We start from the raw sequence: 18243 nt of genomic DNA on the forward strand, positions 1-18243 counted from the left end.
GCGACCAGAACCAACAAAAATTACAACACGTTGTGCCACAACTGCTCATTTAAGCCTTTACGCTGATGCCACCGCCCCTGTACTAACCAATCGACCAAAGGCGCAGGATCTTGAGGATAGTTAATCCGAGAGTGGGTCGCAATATTGACCCAGTCTTCGAGCGCATCTTGGTCAAGATAGTGCATCACTTGCGCCCGCTGCATTTGCTGCAACGTCAACGCATTTGAGTATTGCTCGAATTGACCGTTCAGGGGTTTAAGCAAAAGCTTCTTACCCAATGTAAGCGCTTCACTGGCAAGTTCAAAACCGGCATTGGCTATAACTCCGCTCGCACTTGCCAAATCACGCAGGAAGTTTGCCCGAGACGGGCGGCGCAAATGAATATGAGCAAGTGACTGGTCTTGCGCGTGTGGGTGATAACAGTAAAACTCTTTGCCAGGGAAGTCTTTGAGATAATGTATGACCTCCTCCAGTTCCTCAAAAGGCAGGTACACCAATACCTTGTTATCAACATACTCACTATCAACCGCAGTGCCATGCTCAATAAACGGGGGAATAATAGAATCGTCAAAAGGCTGCCAATGCACTCCGAGATAAACATCCGCTGGAGCGAAGTTGCGGATCATTGCTTTGGTAAAGAGGTTATCGCCAGTCACTGGTACGTGAGGTGATAAAAATGCAGCTTGATGGCTCATGCCAATAACAGGAATTTTTTGCCGACGCCCAGCCCACGCGGTAACAGGCTCAAAGTCATTAAAGATTAAATCATAATGGCGTAAGTTGAGTTCACGAATATCACTGATAAATTCTCGTATTTTCGCTTGTTTAACCGTTTTAAAACCATTGACTCGCCCCCGCTCGGTGACAAAGGTAAGCCCTGTTCGCGTCTGAAAGTCGGCAAACTCCTGCATATCAAAATAGTCAGCTTTGCTGCGCCCAGAAAATAAGTAATCCACTTCAATACCTGCCTTGGCAAATGCCTTGGCCATGACCCGAGCGCGTGTGGTGTGGCCATTCCCTGTGCCCTGAACGCCATAAAGAATTCTCATAAAGTCCCTGTAATAATAAGTGCTAACAGTGCACAGCCGTAACCCATCAACGAGCCGATGACGACATCAAGGGGATAATGCACCCCGAGCAACACCCGCGATAACGCTACCAAGCTTGCCCACGCATAAAGAAATATAGCTAGTGGTGGATAAAAGTGGCTGACTACAGTCGCAAAGACCCACGCCGCTGCGCTGTGCCCTGAAGGCAAGCTAAATTTGTCGCTTGGGCGAATATGCGCATGGCTTATCACGCCATCACAGGGCCTTACACGCTGAAACAGGTTTTTCGTAGCGTAGTACCCTGGTCTCTCTATTAGGTAAGCCACCAGCAGTACCATCACTAACGTCTGTTGCTGCGCGGTACTAAATGCCACTAAATACAGTGCAAAGGCCCCATATAAAATGCCGTCTCCTGAACGTGAAGTCATGCGAATGCAGTGATGTAACCAGCGTCGGTAACGCGGGCGAAATATCACCTTAAACAGTGCCCTGTCTATGCGATCTATGTGCGATAAGATCATTCGCTTTCACCTAACTAGCTGACTTACTTTGACTATAGTGAGCGAAAATAACAATTACATGACGTTTTTTAGACACTAATATGTCGTCTCACGATGACCTTGCGCTTCGCTTGCTAAGCCCCATAACCTAGGTATACTTGATGCAAAAGTGCCCGTAGGAGAGCCCAATGGAATACAGTACTTCTGAACTTTGCGACCATTTTGCCGATGTAGTTGATGTGCTTGAACCCATGTTTATTAATTTTGGTGGTCAAAGTGCATTTTGCGGCCGTATAAGAACGGTGAAATGTTTTGAGAGTAGCCAACTGCTGCGTGAGGTACTGCAACAAGATGGTACTGACTGTGTGCTGCTTGTTGATGGTGGCGGTTCTACTCGCCGCGCGCTGGTAGACATCGAGCTTGCAGAACTGGCCGTCGAGAATAATTGGGAAGGGATCATCGTATATGGTGCGGTACGCCATGTTGATGAGCTTGAAGAACTGGAGCTAGGCATCCAAGCGATTGCCTCAATTCCTGTGGGCGCAGACAACCTCGCTCCGGGTGAAGAAGGAATTCCAGTTAACTTTGCCGGGGTCTCTTTCTACGAAGATGATTATATTTATGCCGATAGTACCGGCATTATATTGTCCGCCGAGGAGCTAGAGCTAGAGTACATCGAAGACGAAGAACTTGATGTATTAGAGGATTAATCCACTATATGAACCATGCAGTCACTATTTATGATGAGCAGAGCTTACAAGGCATAGTGGCTGCTCGCTCCGGCGAACAGCGTGTGTGGCAGGCGATGGCCTTGATCGATACACGTTTGGAGTTCAGTCAAGCCCTCAAAGATGCTTATGCCTTTGGCATACGTTACGTTATTCTTGGTATTCCAGAAGATATAGGCCCTCGGGCAAACTTAGGTAAAGGCGGTGCTCAACAAGGTTTTCGCGCTTTTTTATCAAAGTTTTTAAACCTTCCTGTCAATGAATTTACCCCCGTACAAGACACACTCCTGCTAGGAGAAATAGACTGCCAAGCGCTGCAGCTGCAAAGCCAAGCTTTGGACAATCTTAATCCAGACGACACGGTGCGCCTACGGGCTTTGTGTGAGAATATAGATCAGTTAGTCGAGCCTGTAGTAGCAGCTATTCTAGCGGCCGGACTAACCCCGATAGTGATAGGTGGCGGTCACAATAATTGTTACCCGTTGCTGAGCGCAAGCAGCAAGCATTTCGGCTGCGCCATCAATGCGCTCAATCTAGACCCGCACGGTGATTTTCGTGCACTTGAGGGACGCCACAGTGGCAATGGTTTTCACTACGCGGCACGCCGGGGATATTTACAGGGCTACCATGTCATTGCTCTGGATGAACAGAAAAATAACCAAGATATATTAGCCGCACTGCATGAACATCACGCCAGCTATACCAGTTATCATGCTCTTAAAGTAGCCACGACCACATCAATAGCAGAGTCGGTGAATAGCGCCCTACACAGCTTTACTCTTAATAGCCCACTGGCCATAGAGTTGGATGTCGATGCCATTACCTGCGCGCCAGCCAGTGCGTTTAATCACCGAGGTGTAAGCCTTAGCGAAGCTGAGCAATATGTCTTTTGCGCTGCACGCACTTCGGCGCTGGCGTACATTCATTTGTGCGAAGCGGCTCCAGAGCAAGACCCCAATGGTTATGACGCTGGTGCAAATGCCGCTGGGCAAATTCTCACTGCCTTAGTTATTGCTTTTTTACGTGCAAGATACCAACGCTAGCTGAAAGATTGCTGGTGACGCCACTGTCGCCCCCACCCTAATAATCCTTCTAATGGTAAAGGCTGGGTAAAAATGAACCCTTGCGCGCCTTGCACATTGAACTCTTTGATATAGCTAAGCTGGGCTTCGGTTTCAATACCTTGGCAAATCACTTGCGCCTTTAGGTGGCGATGCATGTCAATAAGGCCATTGAGTAGCGCTTTGTTGGCGCTGGTGTAATCAACATCTTCGGTCAATGCGGGATCTACTTTGACGTAACTTAGCTTAAGCTTCGGCAATTTCGCTAAAAATAGCGGCGTTTCGCCAAGGCCATCCAAACAAACGTGAACCCCCACCTGGTGTAACCGAGTTAACAATGATAAAGCGCGATTATCCAGCGACATAAGCACTGGCAGAGGACATTCAACAATTAAATCGCCATGAGCAAGATTATGCTCTCGTACCATACGCTCAGCAAAATCAACAAACTCATCGTGCAAGACTTCTTCACCATACAAGTTAATGCTTATCGGGGTCGGCTGCCCGTCCATTTTTAATGCCAAGGCCATTTCCGCTGCCCGTTCAAGCACATGAAATGCCAGCTTATAACCACGTCCTACAGCTCGCAGATCAGCAATAAATTCTTCGGCTTTTAATAACCCTTTTTCTGGGTGCTGCCATCGTAGTAATAATTCTACATACAAGAGCTCTTGTTTGGGCAATCCAATTACAGGCTGAAAATAAAGTACAAAGTCTTGCTCAAAATCGACCTTTTCTAACTCTTTCAGTTGTACTTCGTGGGCTTGCACCTGCTGCTCTAGCTCAGCGCTGTAATGACTAATGCGTTGCTCGGGATAAAAGTCACGCGTTTTAAACGCGCACTGCAACATGTCATCAAGGCTTGATGCTGAACTCGCCCCTTGTACGATAGCGATATGTGGTTTTAGCTCGACGATACCTTGCTGAGAATTGAACGGCCGCTGAGCGGCATCGGCTAGCTGCTGAGCAACTTGCTCATGTACGTGTCGCTCTTGGTCAAAGACCACCACGGTGCCGTAACACAGCGGAGCAACTTGGAAAAGTTGCGCGCTCTGTTGCACTTGTCGTCGCGGCACATTGAGATTTAACACTTGCGGGTGGTCGATGACTTGATTCATCCGCGTTAACGCTTGCATCAATAATAGCTCAGCGAATTCTTGCCCGAGCTGACGGTTAAGAGGCTCATAGCCTTCTATTTGCACTAAGATCAAGGCGATATCAGCACGATTATTGGCGCTCCAATCTTGATATTGCGCTAACGCTTGCGGCCAAGAAATAATAGGGAGAGAGTGGTTATCAAGTGTATTAGCTTGTTGGTTGGATGCAACTTCCGGCTCACTAAAGCTCAGCTCCATATAAGCGCTAAGCTGCAACAACAAAGGGACGATGCATAACCAAGCGCTGTGCAGCTCAAAAGAGAGGTGCGTTGCTATCAGCAAGCTCTGCAATAGCACTAACCCACCCTTGCCAAGCAGTAATCGTTTATTTTGATGCCGGTATACAAGCCAACAACGAACGCCATAAGCGCCTAACAAAATGACGCTGGCGACTTGCCAATAGCCACTGATATAGGCCAGCCCAGCGATTGAGTAGAACATCGCACTTAAGCCATCACGGCGCTCGCTGACAAGAACAACGCTGACGATTAGCGCCATCATAAACAGTCCGCTAATAAAGGCGCTCAAATGAATGCTGGTGATCATGATTATTATCGTTATTGTTGACGCGGCTGACGCTTGTTAATAAGCCAAGTATAGCCGCTTATAATTTAGCCGCCCATGATCAGAAAGTTTTGCTTAACACTCCCTGAATCCACAGTTGTTTCAAGGGCTTGGTTCCAAATTCGTAACTTAATTGTGCGGGGTGTTCAATGTCCCACAACGCCACATCGGCACGCATCCCTGGTGCAAGCGTACCTCTATCTGCAAGCCCTAACGCTCGTGCCGCATGACATGTCACACCTTGTAATGCTTGCGCTGGTGTTAGTCGAAACAAAGTACAGGCCATATTCATCATTAGCTGCAATGAGCACAACGGGGATGTGCCGGGATTAAAATCAGTGGCAATCGCGATAGGCACATTATAACGGTGCAACAACTCTATCGGTGGATACTGACTCTCTCTAAGGTAATAGAACGCCCCCGGAAGCAACACCGCAACCATACCGCTTTGTGCCATTGCCTTAACCCCTTGTTCGTCAAGGTATTCAAGATGGTCACTCGATAACGCCTGATATTTCGCAGCCAAGGCAGTACCGCCCATATTAGAGAGCTGCTCGGCATGGAGCTTAAGTTTGAAGCCTAAATCCTGCGCCGCCTTAAGCACCCGCTCCGTTTGCGCATGAGAAAAACCAACATGCTCACAAAAAACATCTACCGCACTGGCCAGTTTCTTGGCCGCCACTTCAGGAAGCATCTGCTCACATACCAGGTCGATATAACCATCACTGTCACCTTGATACTCTTTTGGTAATGCATGGGCACCTAAAAATGTACTCTGAATTGATACTGGATGATGGCTATCAAGTAACTTGGCGACCTCCAGCAGTTTTAGCTCAGCAGCTAGGTTTAAACCATACCCTGATTTTGTCTCTACTGTGGTCACCCCTTCAGCGTAGAGCGCATCAAGGCGCTGTTTGGCGCTAACGTACAACTGTTCCGGCTCTGCCGCGCGGGTTGCGCTCACGGTGGTCGCAATCCCTCCCCCTTGCTCAGCAATAGCTTGGTAACTTTCTCCTTGCAAACGGCGCTCAAATTCTCGTGCACGATTACCGGCAAACACCAAGTGAGTATGGCAATCAATGAGCCCTGGAGTCACCCACGCCCCTTTTGCCGAGGTCACAGGAATACTTAATAAATCCAGTTCTGGGAGCTCACTCATCGGCCCAAGCCATTGAATAACCCCCTCACCCATGACCACGGCTCCTTGCTCGATAACACCATAAAGGTCATCACCTTGAGGCTCCATAGTGGCGATATTTACATCTACTATAATGTGATCCGCGTGCATTAGACGTGCTCCTAATGAGTAATTTGCTAAGCTTGTATATACAAGATATTTATGCCATGTTTACATAATAACCAAGGCAGTGCAAAGTGCCGCGATGGTATTGATTAGGAGCCCCCATGTCGTCAGCTAAGTATCATCAAATTAAAGATCATATTTTAACCCAGATCCGCAGCGGACAATGGCAAGAGTTCCAACGTGTGCCATCAGAAAACCAGCTTGCGCAGCAGTTTGCAGTCAGCCGCATGACCGCACGCCGTGCTCTAAGTGAGCTTACCGATGCCGGCATACTCACTCGCACCCAAGGTTTAGGGAGCTTCGTTGCCAGTTTTAAATCACAGTCATCACTGCTGGAGATCCGTAACATCGCCGATGAGGTGCGTGAACGTAACCACAGTTACAGTTGTGCGCCGGTAACCCTAGAGTCCATTGATGCCGTTGCCCCCATCGCTATTGCGCTAGGCGTGGAGCCCGGCGAGCAGGTGTATCACTCAGTATTAGTGCACTTTGAAAACGATGCGCCCCTGCAAGTAGAAGAACGCTTTGTTAACCCGGAGCTGGCACCTAACTACCTGCAACAGGATTTTCATACCCTGACGCCACATGAGTATTTATCTCAAGTTGCCCCTCTGACCGAGGCCCGACATACGGTCGAGGCTATTACTCCAAACCAACAAATGTGTACGTGGTTAAACCTCTATAACGAAGAGCCTTGCTTACAAGTGATCCGTCGCACCTGGTCACAAAGAGGCATTGTTAGCTTCGCTAGGCTTGTATCTCCGGGCAGCAAATATCGCTTGGGTGGCCATTTAACATTCACTAAACGCAGTTAAAAAATTTTATAAAAACCAATTGTATATACAACCTATCAACAGGTGACATTATGACAACACACAGATTAGATAATAGCCGCGTTATTCGCGCCCCGCACGGTGATAAAATCGCCGCTAAAAGCTGGCAAACTGAAGCTGCTAAACGCATGCTAATGAATAACCTCGACCCTGAGGTTGCCGAGCACCCTGAAGCACTGGTTGTGTACGGCGGGATAGGCCGTGCAGCTCGTGACTGGCCTTGTTTTGATGAGATCATTCGCACCCTAGACCGCCTTGAAGATGACCAAACCTTATTGGTGCAATCAGGAAAGCCTGTTGGCGTTTTTACAACCCACAGCAATGCTCCCCGAGTGCTCATCGCGAATTCAAATTTGGTGCCTCATTGGGCTAATTGGGAGCACTTTAACGAGCTCGATAAACAAGGTCTGATGATGTACGGACAAATGACTGCCGGCTCATGGATTTATATTGGCTCTCAGGGCATAGTGCAAGGAACCTATGAGACCTTTGTGGCAATGGCCAAACAGCACTTTGAGGGTCAAGCAAAGGGTCGTTGGATCCTCACCGGCGGCCTAGGAGGCATGGGCGGAGCCCAGCCGTTAGCAGCAACCATGGCAGGCTTTAGTGCCTTAGTCGTTGAGTGTGACCCAAGCCGAATTGAATTTCGCCTAAAAACCCGCTACCTGGATAAACAAGCCAGTAGCTTAGACGAAGCCTTAGCAATGATTAACAGCGCCTGCGCTCAAGGTGAAGCAATCTCAGTGGGGTTATTAGGTAACGCCGCCGATGTTTACAGCGAGCTGGTTGAGCGTCAAGTTACACCCGATGTGGTCACCGACCAAACCTCCGCTCATGATCCATTAAATGGCTATTTGCCACAGGGATGGACTCTGGAGCAAGCTCATGAGCTGCGCCAGCAAGACCCAGAGCGGGTGGTACGCGAAGCGAAACAATCCATGGCGGTGCAGGTACGTGCCATGCTCGCCATGCAACACACAGGCGCCGCTGCCACAGATTATGGCAACAATATTCGCCAAATGGCACAAGATATGGGCGTCAATAACGCCTTCGATTTCCCTGGTTTTGTGCCTGCTTATATTCGCCCACTCTTTTGCCAAGGTATTGGTCCCTTCCGCTGGGTGGCTTTATCGGGCGACCCAGAAGACATTTATAAAACCGATGCCAAGGTGAAAGAACTTATTGCCGATGATCCGCATCTGCATAATTGGCTCGATATGGCCCGTGAGCGTATTCAATTCCAAGGCCTACCGGCTCGTATTTGTTGGGTAGGGCTCAAAGATCGCGCCCGCTTAGCGCAAGCCTTTAACACCATGGTTAAAAACGGTGAACTAAAAGCGCCGGTTGTCATTGGCCGCGATCACCTTGATTCTGGCTCAGTTGCAAGCCCTAACCGCGAAACAGAAGCGATGCGCGATGGCTCAGATGCGGTATCGGATTGGCCGTTATTAAACGCGTTACTGAACACCGCTGGCGGCGCCACTTGGGTGTCACTACACCATGGTGGTGGCGTAGGCATGGGCTTTAGCCAACATGCTGGGGTAGTCATTGTTGCCGATGGCAGCGATGAAGCACACGACAAACTGGGGAAAGTGCTGTGGAACGACCCCGCTACCGGAGTGATGCGCCATGCTGATGCCGGCTACGATATCGCCATAGACTGCGCTACCGAGCAAGGCTTAGATTTACCTATGGTCAATAAGGAGCAACGCCATGATTAATGTTCACTTGCACCCTGGTCAGCTCGATTTAGCCACTTTGCGCCAAGCGCAGCAACAACCTATCAATATCACCTTAGACGAGAGTGCTCTGAGCGCTATCGCCGCAAGCGCCGCCTGCGTGCAACAAGTGATTAAGGATAAGCGAACCGTTTATGGCATTAATACTGGCTTTGGCTTACTTGCGAACACCAAAATTGCTGAGCCGGAACTAGAACTGCTGCAGCGCTCTATTGTGCTCTCACATGCCGCCGGTATTGGTGAGTTGATGCAAGATAGTACAGTTCGCTTAATGATGTTGTTGAAAATAAACTCGTTATCACGTGGTTTTTCCGGCGTGCGACAATGCGTTATCGATCTCTTAATTGCCCAAGTTAATGCTGGTATTTACCCGTGCATTCCCATTAAGGGCTCAGTGGGCGCATCCGGAGACTTAGCGCCCTTAGCACATATGTGCCTACCGCTATTAGGCGAAGGAGAAGTGCGCTATCAAGGTGATATCTTGCCAGCAGCGCAAGCCTTCGCCAAAGCTAACCTGACCCCCATCACCCTTGCCGCGAAAGAAGGCTTGGCACTACTCAACGGCACCCAAGCGTCGACGGCATTAGCTTTAGAGGGGTTATTTCAGGGCGAGGATTTATGGGCACAAAGTGCGGTTATCGGCGCCATGAGCATTGAGGCGGCGATGGGCTCACGGGCACCTTTTGACGAGCGTATTCACCTCGCCCGAGGCCAACAAGGGCAAATCGACAGCGCCCAAGTTTTTCGGCAACTGCTAGATAAAGAATCAGCCATTAGCCGCGCCCATATCGACTGTGAAAAAGTGCAAGATCCTTACTGCTTACGCTGCCAGCCACAAGTACTAGGGGCCTGCTTAACGCAAATTCGCCAAGCCAGTGAAGTCATTCTAGTCGAGGCCAATGGTGTCACCGATAACCCACTGGTCTTTGCCGAGCAAGGTGAGATCATTTCCGGGGGCAACTTTCATGCTGAGCCCATCGCCATGGCGGCGGACAACCTTGCCTTAGCGATCAGCGAAATCAGCGCGCTGTCCGAGCGCCGCATCGCCCTACTTATAGATTCGAACTTATCTAAACTACCGCCATTTTTGGTGGAAAACGGCGGCGTAAATTCGGGGTTTATGATAGCCCAAGTCACCGCAGCAGCTTTGGCTTCGGAGAATAAATCCTTAGCTCACCCAGCATCGGTCGATAGCCTACCCACCTCGGCCAACCAAGAAGACCATGTGTCGATGGCCACCTTTGCTGCGCGACGACTGCAAGATATGGCGGAGAATTCTCGCGGTGTACTCGCAGTAGAGTATTTAGCCAGTGCGCAAGGGCTTGATTTTCGCGCTCCGCTAACAGCGGCCGCCAGTGTTGAGCAAGCCAAGGCCACTTTGCGAGAGCGCGTCGCTTACTATGACAAGGACCGGTATTTCGCCCCCGATATTGAGCGCGCTAATCAATTGCTCAAAGAGCGCGCACTATGTACTCTGATTGACGGGGTGTTGCCGTCGGCCTAAATGGGTTGCTGATAACTAAACCCTAATTGTTCGATGGCGCTCCCATCGATACGCCGTTTAATGGGCCTCTGATTGGTAAAGGTCGGAGGCTCATTGCCCAAACGCTGACAGTGATCACGGTAATATTGCTGTTTCGTAGGGTGCTGAGGATGAACCAAATTGTAAACGCTTTGCGTTTGCTCATAGTGCGACAGTAGCTGCAAAATGCCGTCAATCACATCGTCACGGTGCACCATGTTCACCACATCATCGCCATGTGATGATAGCGCTTTACCACTAACAAAACGCCCCGGTTCCCGCTTCGGGCCTATAAGACCTCCTAGACGCAGTGCCCGACCACCCTGTTGTAACACGCGCTGTTCGGCAGCAAACAAACGCTGCTGACGTTCACTGCTTAGCGTCAATTCACTGCTTTCTTTGTAGTCGCCACTCTGTTGAGGGTAGATACCCGAACTTGAGCACAATACGAATCCTCGGCCATGCAATGTTTGATAGAGCGCCAGCGCCGCCTCGAGGCTTTGTAGGTAGTTGCTATTGGGGTTTCGACTCCCCGGAGTCATTGCGCATAGCCAAAACGCATCGGTTAAATCGAGGTCATGCTCAAGTTCACCACGCTCGTTAATAACAAATTGACGTTCGTGACTTTGCTCACCACGACGACGGTGCGTTGCTTGTACCTGCCACCCTGACGATAAACAGCGCTGTGCCAGCGCTTCACCAAGCCAACCGGCTCCAATAATCACGATTTTTTTTGTCATATTTTCTCCCAAATTAACTCACCGCCATCTACACTTTGCACAGTACAACACCAAGGAATTCAACTTGCTATGTTTTTAGTTCGTTTAGTTTACGCTTCCCGTGTCAGTGATTCTCTCAGCACTGACGATGTGGCACAAATTTTAGAGCACTCGCGCAGCAACAACCGAAGTAACGATATATCAGGATTACTCTGTTTCAACCATGAATACTTTTTACAGTGTTTAGAAGGCTCAAGAGCCAGAGTGAATGCTTTGTACCAGCGCATACTAAGCGATACACGGCATCAAGATATACTGCTGCTGAGCTATGGTGAGATCACTGAACGTAATTTTGGCCGTTGGAGTATGGGTTATATCCCCGCTTCAAGCATTATTCGCGAAACCACCATGCGCTTTAGCGGCAAAAGTGAGTTTAATCCGTATGAAATGACCGGCGATAGTGCCCATGCTCTAATGGTTGAACTGGCACGCAATACCCCGACTTTGGAATAGTTCACGCTCAATTGCTGTAGATCAAAGCACCGCTGTGCAAGTTAAGTAAACTAGCCGCACTTCCACCTGTGTGAGAGAGCGTCGTGATAGCACAAGTACAATGGCACAATGAGCTAATAAACAAATACAACGTTTCTGGCCCGAGATATACCTCTTATCCTACGGCTTTACAATTAACCGATGGGGCCGATGGCAATACGCTAATAAACGCACTAAATCAGTGTCAGGGCGATGAATTATCGTTGTATATTCACATCCCCTTCTGCCACCAACTTTGCTATTACTGCGGCTGCAATAAAATTGTCACCCGCCACCAACATAAAGCGGATTTATACCTGGATTATCTAGGCCAGGAAATGGCGCTATTAAGTGAGCATAGCCGCCACTTAAAAGTTAAACAGCTGCACTTGGGCGGCGGCACGCCAACATTTTTAGATAGCGCACAAATGCACCGCTTAATGACTCTCATTAATGAGCACTTTAATATTGCCAGCGACAGTGAGCGCAGCATTGAAGTTGATCCCCGCGCTTTACCGCTAGAGCGCATTGATGAGCTTAAGGCGCTCGGTTTTAATCGTATTTCTTTTGGTGTTCAAGACTTCAATGATGAGGTACAAAACGCCGTTAATCGGCCACAGTGCGCACAGGATGTAGAACAACTGGTTCGTCGCGCGCAAGCGGTAGGCTTTACCTCGGTCAATGTTGATATGATCTACGGATTACCGAAACAATCAACGGCTTCCTTTGCGCGCTCCATTGCCAGACTGATTGATATTGGCCCGGATCGCGTCTCGGTATTTAATTATGCCCATCTGCCAGAGCGTTTTGCCGCGCAGCGCAAAATTAAAGACGCCGATTTGCCCAGTGCCCAAGCCAAGCTGACGATGTTTAAAGAAACCCTCTCCGCCATGCTCGCGGCTGGATACCAATTCATTGGTATGGACCACTTTGCCAAGCCGGAAGATGAACTGGCTGTCGCTCAGCGTCAAGGTCATCTGCACCGGAACTTTCAAGGATACACTCTCGGCGGTGACCTCCCCCTACTGGGTTTAGGCGTGTCCGCCATTTCGCAACTGGGCAATCACATCATTCAAAACCACAAAGAGTTGAAGCTGTATTACCAAGCGTTAGAACACCATACTCTGAGTGCCTGTAAAGCACTGACACTCAACGATGAAGACCATATTCGCGCGGCGGTAATAAAGCAGCTTATTTGCCACTTTGAGCTAGATATGGACGCATTCTCAAATCAATACGATATAAACTTTAAAGCCCACTTTGCCAACGAGTTGGCGCAGTTACAGGGGTTTATTAACGATGACATGCTTAGCGTTAGTGAGCAGCATATTCGCGTAACTGCAAAAGGCATTCTCTTCATTCGCATTATCTGTATGTGTTTTGATCAATACTTACAACAAAAACTCAACCAACAACGCTTTTCGCGAGTAATCTAGAAGTGATAAAAAAAGCCGCTGTACAGCGGCTTTTCTTACATAAACACATGCTTACTGTTGGGGTCAGCTGTAAATTCACTGAGAATCTTCTCTGCATCCGCAAGAATATCCGCTTCCAACTCTTTTTCTTTACGCCAACGCGCACTGTCTTGCTTGAAGATTTCCTTCTTCGAATATTTTTTACGCGCCTCGTGAGTAGGTAAGTCCTTGACCGCATCGTACATGGCATAGACACCCGGATAGTGCACCTGCAAATCGCGCTCTTGATCGAAGCTGTACTGACTCATAAGTACCCACACTCGTAAACACCCTTCCGAGTATTCACATTGACCTTCTTTCATCGCTTTCGCGAGCAGGTGGATACTATCACTCAATTTTGCATTACGGGCTAAGCGCTTTTCGGCGAGCTCCGCTCGTTTAGCTGCAATCGCCTGATTTTGCTCCTTCACTTGCCAAATCAAGCGCCCTGCGTAAAAAGCCAACCCGGCAATGATCAGCGCCCCAATTACGATGGCAATGATCCACATGGAATTCATTTTTTATCCTCTTCGTCTAGCCACTCATCCGCCAACGAGTCATTCATATAACTATCAAGCAGATCTTCGTCATCCGCAAAGTCTTCATCATCGATACCCAGTATCTCGCATAGTTGCTCATGACGTGCAACTTTGGCATTAAAATACTTGGCGTCTTTACCTGTTAGAACTTCGCCCTGATCGTGGCGCTCAATAAGCGCTAACAGGCGTTCATCCGCTTCAATCTGTGCCAACTCTTGTTGCGGGCTCAGTTCTGGCTCATGCGCTTGGCGCAGAGTCGCTTGTGGTTGAAGATTGCGCCGAGGTTTAGACTCTGGCTTGCTCTGTTTAGGTGCCTGTGGTGTTAAGCTCACAGGCTTTTTGCTGCCCACCCGCTTATCTGTTTTGCCGCTCTCACTGCTCTCGCTACCCTCAACTTTTAAAAGTTGTGAATTACGGTTACCGGGCTCGGCACCTTTTTTCTTTTTCTTGCTGCGCTGCTCTTTCATCGCTCGCAGCTCTCTGAGCTTATCTTTACTTAAACGCGCAGTGCCGTTGTTGATGACCTTGCGGGACTTTTTCTTTCTCGTCATAGTTAATCTCTATCGCGCGGCCGTGTTAAGAAGATCACATCAGCCGCAATAAATTCCACATTAAATCCAAACTGCTCGGCGATATAAGCAAAGGTATCTTTGCTATAAAAGGCAATGTGTGTTGGATCATTTTTATAGTGCCAGGTGGCAAAACGCTCAGCATTGATAACTAACTTGGTCATCAAAGCCAAAGTGCCCCCTGGGCGTAATAATTCGTACCATTGTCCAAGGACAATATTAGGTTCGGCCAAATGCTCTATTACTTCGGTGCTGCATATAAAGTCATAACGATCATTAAGCACACATTGATCAGGGTAGTAATAGAGATCATACAATGCCACTGTATGTTCTTGCTCTTGCAACATAGCAGCGAGTAAGGGCGCTGGCCCACAGCCAAAATCTAAGCCTTTACTTCGAGCAACTAAACGCTGCTGCAACGGATTAAAGACCCTGCTTAGGAAACGACGGTACCCTGGGTCATAAAGGTCATTCTCATGATGATCATAGATGGCCTTCTCTTGTGCTGCCGTTACGTATTGGCACGCCGCCACAAACACCAATGCACAACGCTGGCATTGCCAGTAGTCGCGTACTTTATCGCGGTAGTAGTGATTTGGGTTTGAGCTTTGACACAGCGGGCAGGTATTCGCTTTCATAGCGACTATTGTAACAGGACAAATAAAAAGGCGGTAGAGCTAACCTCTACCGCCTCGCAACTCGAGCGCCAAAATGAATTTGGACACTTCTCCCTTCGACTTGATTTTAAGTCTTATTTTATTATTTTTGTTATTACTTTCCGTATTGTTTTTATTATCTTCCGTGTGGTGTTTTATTTTTCTCGGTCTTCCTAACTCTTTGTTATTCTTCCTTGGTTGTGCATCTTTCGATGCTCCCCTAGCGCACAAACTTGCCGCGATTCCGTTACGAATTTCCCTGTTGTTATTGTTTGTTGCGACAGCAACTAATTTACTGATTCATAACTTAGTTACAACTGGTTTAACTATTTTTTGTAGTTTTGTTGCTGTACCAAAATAGGTAAGTTTTTTAATTTCATTAAGTTAAGGTTTATTTAGTGATTTAAAATGAGCAATAGATTACATTCACATATGGTCAATGTCTTACAAGCAGGTGGAGATATCGTCAACTTAATTAACATACACAAAAAAAGCAGCTAATGCTGCTTTCTTAGTCACTTTTCAAAACCTCATCCATTTGGACGAGGCTGAATTTTAGTGTAGACCACCTAGGTACTTTGATAAGACCTCGATATCTTCATCGGTCAATTTCTTAGCGATGTCACGCATCATGCCATTGTGGTCATTTGCACGTGCACCATCACGGAATTTCTCTAGCTGCGCCTTAAGGTATTCCGCATGCTGGAACGAGATTTTTGGGAATCCAGCTAAAGAAGTACCGTTACCACGAGGACCATGGCACGCAGCACAAGCTGGAATTCCACGTTCAGCGTCACCTGCTTTGTAAAGCATTTCGCCCTGCTCGACGACATCTTCAGGGGTTGTGCCCTCAGACATATTGAGCGAGGCAAAATAAGCAGACAAGTCTTTCATATCTTGATCGCTCAAAGGCATTGCCATGCCACCCATGACTGGATCCGCGCGACCTTCTTCGCCCCCAGAGGTCATGCCTAATTTAAATTCTTTAAGCTGCTTATATAGATACTCAGCGTGCTGACCTGCGATCTTAGGGTACATGGTGACAGGCGCGTTACCATCAGCGCCATGACACGCAGCACATGTCGCCGATTTGTCTTTACCTGCGCTGGCGTCGCCATCAAATGCTGCTGCGTTGTTTGCACTCAACACACCAACTAACATAGTTAAGGATAGTGCTAATTTCTTCATGGTAAATTCTCTGTTTCGGACCCTGTATTCGTTTACAATCTTTTCGATGCAATGGCTCTATTCTACACGATAAAAATTTCTCTGGCACGTTTTCTGCCCACATTAAGCTTATAAAATGCGGGGTTTTAAGGAAAATTTGTCTCAGCGCATAGTTTTGCCGAGCTTTCCTGACCCATTGCTTGCACCTTTAGCTTAGCCGCTTTCTGATATAAACTAGCGGTTAATCTAATTTTGGTGCCTCACTGAGGAGTTCATGTGGCCAAATCCCGCGTTGATTATACGCAAGCTAAGTTTATAACAAGTGCCCCGGATATCAGTAAATTACCGGAGGACACAGGTATTGAGATCGCGTTTGCAGGGCGCTCTAATGCCGGTAAATCCAGTTCACTAAATACGCTGACCGAACAAAAACTCGCTCGTACTAGTAAAACGCCTGGACGCACACAATTGATCAATACTTTTGCGTTGCAAGAGGATCAGCGGCTAATTGACTTACCTGGATATGGTTTTGCCAAAGTGCCAATGGAGATGAAACTAAAATGGCAACGCTCTTTAGGTGAGTATTTACAAAAGCGCGAGAGTCTAAAAGGCTTGGTAGTGTTGATGGACATACGTCATCCCCTAAAAGATCTCGACCGTCAACTTATCGAGTGGGCCAGCTCCAGCGACATTCCTGTGTTGGCGCTACTGACTAAGGCTGATAAGTTCAAGCAAGGCAAACGTAAGTCTGAGGTGCTAAAGGTGCGCCGCGAGCTTGCTGAGGTAGCAGACAACATCACTGTACACGCATTCTCGTCGCTTAAAGGTACCGGCTTGAATGAGTTAAGAAAGCAGCTAGATGAGTGGTTTTTAGGGCCTGTTGTCACTCAGCCGCCGAGTGAAAACGACTCTCCTGCCGAATAGATTATAAACTCCTCACCCTGGGGCTGAGCGAGCTGCTCGGCCCACGCATAATACACCGTACGCGCTAATTTCGCTTGCACCCCATAAGGCAGCTGCAGATAAGGCAGCTTCTGCCCTTGCGGATCGGCATGTATAAGCAGCGGATGCTGTGCGCCGAGCACAAATTCACGGCCAATATTATCGATACAAATAACCGCTGGATGCGCTGCGTTTTGCGCTGTAGCTAAACGCCAATCAACAATTAATAGCGGCGCATCGTCCACCCTGATAGCCATCTGTTCAACAGGGGTTTTTAGGTAGTACTGCCCTTGCTCACGCCACAACACCGAAGCAAACAACTTAACTAAACGAGCACGTTTAATTTCGGTGCCGTGATGGAACCAACGACCATCTGCAGTAATATGAATGTCGATGGTGCCGCATTGCTGCGGCGACCATTGATCTAAAGGCGCAATTTGCCCTTCAAGTTGCTGCGACAGAGCCGCTAGCGCTTGCTCATTACTGCTCATTTAAGGTCAGTACAAAAGCGACAGGAACGGCGCGAGTTATAGAGTCTAACCCGGCTAATGACTTCAACTTGTCGATCCCCGGTTGCAACGCAAAGTCAGCAGGACTTACTAACACTGGCATCATAGAACTAACCACCAGGTCACCGGCACGACTTGCCACCACGCTCACAGCTATTTGCTGAGCTTTAGTTTTACCGTGTAACGCGAGCTGTGCTTGAACAGTTCCTTGAGCCACGCCGGTATCTTTCGCTTGTGCGATTAACTCACTGACATTCGCAGTAACTTCCATCGCGGGAAACTCGACGGTGTTAAAAAGAAATTTCTGCATGCGCTCGTTGCGAATCGGGATCTGCGTCTCAACACTGTTGAGATCGATCGCTAGCTTAAACATGCCGCTCTCATCAACGCTGCCTGAAACGTCTTTGAAGAAGTGGTTCTCCGCAATAGCGTTATTCTTTACTGAGACAAAATTTATGCGGCTGTGATTATTATCTACCTGCCACGCAGCTAATGCACTGGTACTGCCAACAAGCAGCGCTCCACACATTAAAGAGCGAACAAAACTATTAAACATTACGCTTTCCTTCGATAAGAATGATTATCACCATGCTAGCAATAAACTATCTGTTGGTGAACTAACTACTCAGGGATACTTAAAAAAATGAGTAAGGGATCAGCCAGTGGAATGCTAGGAAAGAGAATAAAAAACATAACAGAGA

At 48.1% G+C, this 18243-nt stretch carries 19 protein-coding genes; 8 read left to right on the top strand and 11 right to left on the bottom strand.

Features of this window, described 5'->3' with window-relative positions; translation table 11 throughout:
* Positions 1 to 20: 20 nt before the first annotated feature.
* Positions 21 to 1049, bottom strand: coding sequence for an MJ1255/VC2487 family glycosyltransferase (locus MHM94_RS16930; RefSeq protein ID WP_235419186.1), 1029 nt, complete (start codon positions 1047 to 1049; stop codon positions 21 to 23).
* The gene (locus MHM94_RS16935; protein WP_235419185.1) at positions 1046 to 1570 is read right to left on the bottom strand and encodes a phosphatase PAP2 family protein; all 525 of its coding nucleotides are present in this window, start codon (positions 1568 to 1570) and stop codon (positions 1046 to 1048) included. Before MHM94_RS16935 ends, MHM94_RS16930 begins: the two co-directional genes overlap by 4 nt.
* A 167-nt stretch (positions 1571 to 1737) precedes the next feature.
* Between MHM94_RS16935 and rraA the strand changes: the two genes are divergently transcribed.
* Positions 1738 to 2259 (top strand): ribonuclease E activity regulator RraA, encoded by a 522-nt coding sequence (gene rraA, locus MHM94_RS16940; RefSeq protein WP_022946645.1) that lies wholly within the window; start codon positions 1738 to 1740, stop codon positions 2257 to 2259.
* An 8-nt stretch (positions 2260 to 2267) separates the two neighbouring features.
* Positions 2268 to 3320 carry a formimidoylglutamase gene (locus MHM94_RS16945; protein WP_235419184.1) on the top strand — a complete coding sequence of 351 codons (1053 nt, stop codon included), beginning with the start codon at positions 2268 to 2270 and terminating at the stop codon, positions 3318 to 3320.
* On the opposite strand, the gene MHM94_RS16950 is transcribed toward MHM94_RS16945, so the two are convergent.
* Both MHM94_RS16950 and hutI read right to left on the bottom strand, forming a co-directional pair.
* Entirely contained in the window at positions 3317 to 5041 is a 1725-nt protein-coding gene (locus MHM94_RS16950) for an EAL domain-containing protein (protein WP_235419183.1), read from the bottom strand. The two genes, MHM94_RS16945 and MHM94_RS16950, sit on opposite strands and share 4 nt — an antisense overlap.
* 79 nt (positions 5042 to 5120) lie before the next feature.
* Positions 5121 to 6347 (bottom strand): imidazolonepropionase, encoded by a 1227-nt coding sequence (gene hutI, locus MHM94_RS16955; protein ID WP_235419182.1) that lies wholly within the window; start codon positions 6345 to 6347, stop codon positions 5121 to 5123.
* Positions 6348 to 6463: 116 nt separating this feature from the next.
* Here hutI and hutC point away from each other — a divergent pair, with 116 nt between their 5' ends.
* Genes hutC through hutH form a run of 3 tightly spaced genes read left to right on the top strand, consistent with a single transcriptional unit; the run spans position 6464 to position 10438 of the window.
* On the top strand, positions 6464 to 7177 hold the full coding sequence (hutC, locus tag MHM94_RS16960; protein ID WP_045980439.1) for a histidine utilization repressor: 714 nt from the start codon (positions 6464 to 6466) through the stop codon (positions 7175 to 7177).
* 50 nt (positions 7178 to 7227) lie between these two features.
* On the top strand, positions 7228 to 8916 hold the full coding sequence (gene hutU / locus MHM94_RS16965; RefSeq protein WP_235419181.1) for a urocanate hydratase: 1689 nt from the start codon (positions 7228 to 7230) through the stop codon (positions 8914 to 8916).
* Complete coding sequence (gene hutH / locus MHM94_RS16970) at positions 8909 to 10438, top strand: histidine ammonia-lyase (protein WP_235419180.1); 1530 nt, start codon at positions 8909 to 8911, stop codon at positions 10436 to 10438. Before hutU ends, hutH begins: the two co-directional genes overlap by 8 nt.
* On the opposite strand, the gene MHM94_RS16975 is transcribed toward hutH, so the two are convergent.
* Positions 10435 to 11196: an NADP-binding protein gene (locus tag MHM94_RS16975; RefSeq protein WP_022946638.1), complete on the bottom strand. Its 762-nt coding sequence runs from the start codon at positions 11194 to 11196 to the stop codon at positions 10435 to 10437. The two genes, hutH and MHM94_RS16975, sit on opposite strands and share 4 nt — an antisense overlap.
* Before the next feature lie 69 nt (positions 11197 to 11265).
* Between MHM94_RS16975 and MHM94_RS16980 the strand changes: the two genes are divergently transcribed.
* Together MHM94_RS16980 and hemN are read left to right on the top strand one after the other, a co-directional pair.
* Positions 11266 to 11688: a BLUF domain-containing protein gene (locus MHM94_RS16980; protein ID WP_138549111.1), complete on the top strand. Its 423-nt coding sequence runs from the start codon at positions 11266 to 11268 to the stop codon at positions 11686 to 11688.
* Positions 11689 to 11771: 83 nt separating this feature from the next.
* The gene (gene hemN, locus MHM94_RS16985; RefSeq protein ID WP_235419179.1) at positions 11772 to 13142 is read left to right on the top strand and encodes an oxygen-independent coproporphyrinogen III oxidase; all 1371 of its coding nucleotides are present in this window, start codon (positions 11772 to 11774) and stop codon (positions 13140 to 13142) included.
* A gap of 35 nt (positions 13143 to 13177) precedes the next feature.
* Here the strand turns inward: hemN and MHM94_RS16990 are convergent, their stop codons facing one another.
* The 4 genes from MHM94_RS16990 to MHM94_RS17005 all read right to left on the bottom strand — a co-directional run bounded on the left by MHM94_RS16990 (position 13178) and on the right by MHM94_RS17005 (position 16112).
* On the bottom strand, positions 13178 to 13678 hold the full coding sequence (locus MHM94_RS16990) for a DUF2489 domain-containing protein (protein ID WP_151173301.1): 501 nt from the start codon (positions 13676 to 13678) through the stop codon (positions 13178 to 13180).
* Positions 13675 to 14250 (bottom strand): Der GTPase-activating protein YihI, encoded by a 576-nt coding sequence (gene yihI, locus MHM94_RS16995; protein WP_138549109.1) that lies wholly within the window; start codon positions 14248 to 14250, stop codon positions 13675 to 13677. The genes MHM94_RS16990 and yihI overlap by 4 nt, the downstream gene beginning before the upstream one ends.
* Before the next feature lie 2 nt (positions 14251 to 14252).
* Entirely contained in the window at positions 14253 to 14906 is a 654-nt protein-coding gene (locus tag MHM94_RS17000; RefSeq protein WP_235419178.1) for a class I SAM-dependent methyltransferase, read from the bottom strand.
* Between the two features lie 573 nt (positions 14907 to 15479).
* A complete protein-coding gene (locus tag MHM94_RS17005; RefSeq protein ID WP_022946632.1) occupies positions 15480 to 16112 on the bottom strand; it encodes a c-type cytochrome in 633 nt (210 codons plus the stop codon).
* 255 nt (positions 16113 to 16367) lie between these two features.
* Between MHM94_RS17005 and yihA the strand changes: the two genes are divergently transcribed.
* The gene (gene yihA / locus MHM94_RS17010; RefSeq protein WP_022946631.1) at positions 16368 to 17015 is read left to right on the top strand and encodes a ribosome biogenesis GTP-binding protein YihA/YsxC; all 648 of its coding nucleotides are present in this window, start codon (positions 16368 to 16370) and stop codon (positions 17013 to 17015) included.
* Here yihA and MHM94_RS17015 read toward each other — a convergent pair.
* Complete coding sequence (locus MHM94_RS17015) at positions 16979 to 17524, bottom strand: DUF1285 domain-containing protein (protein WP_138508887.1); 546 nt, start codon at positions 17522 to 17524, stop codon at positions 16979 to 16981. The genes yihA and MHM94_RS17015 overlap by 37 nt on opposite strands.
* Positions 17514 to 18098 (bottom strand): YceI family protein, encoded by a 585-nt coding sequence (locus tag MHM94_RS17020; RefSeq protein WP_235419177.1) that lies wholly within the window; start codon positions 18096 to 18098, stop codon positions 17514 to 17516. The genes MHM94_RS17015 and MHM94_RS17020 overlap by 11 nt, the downstream gene beginning before the upstream one ends.
* Between the last annotated feature and the right edge of the window lie 145 nt (positions 18099 to 18243).

Source organism: Pseudoalteromonas sp. CNAT2-18.1, assembly GCF_022347865.1.
GTDB lineage: Bacteria > Pseudomonadota > Gammaproteobacteria > Enterobacterales > Alteromonadaceae > Pseudoalteromonas > Pseudoalteromonas ruthenica.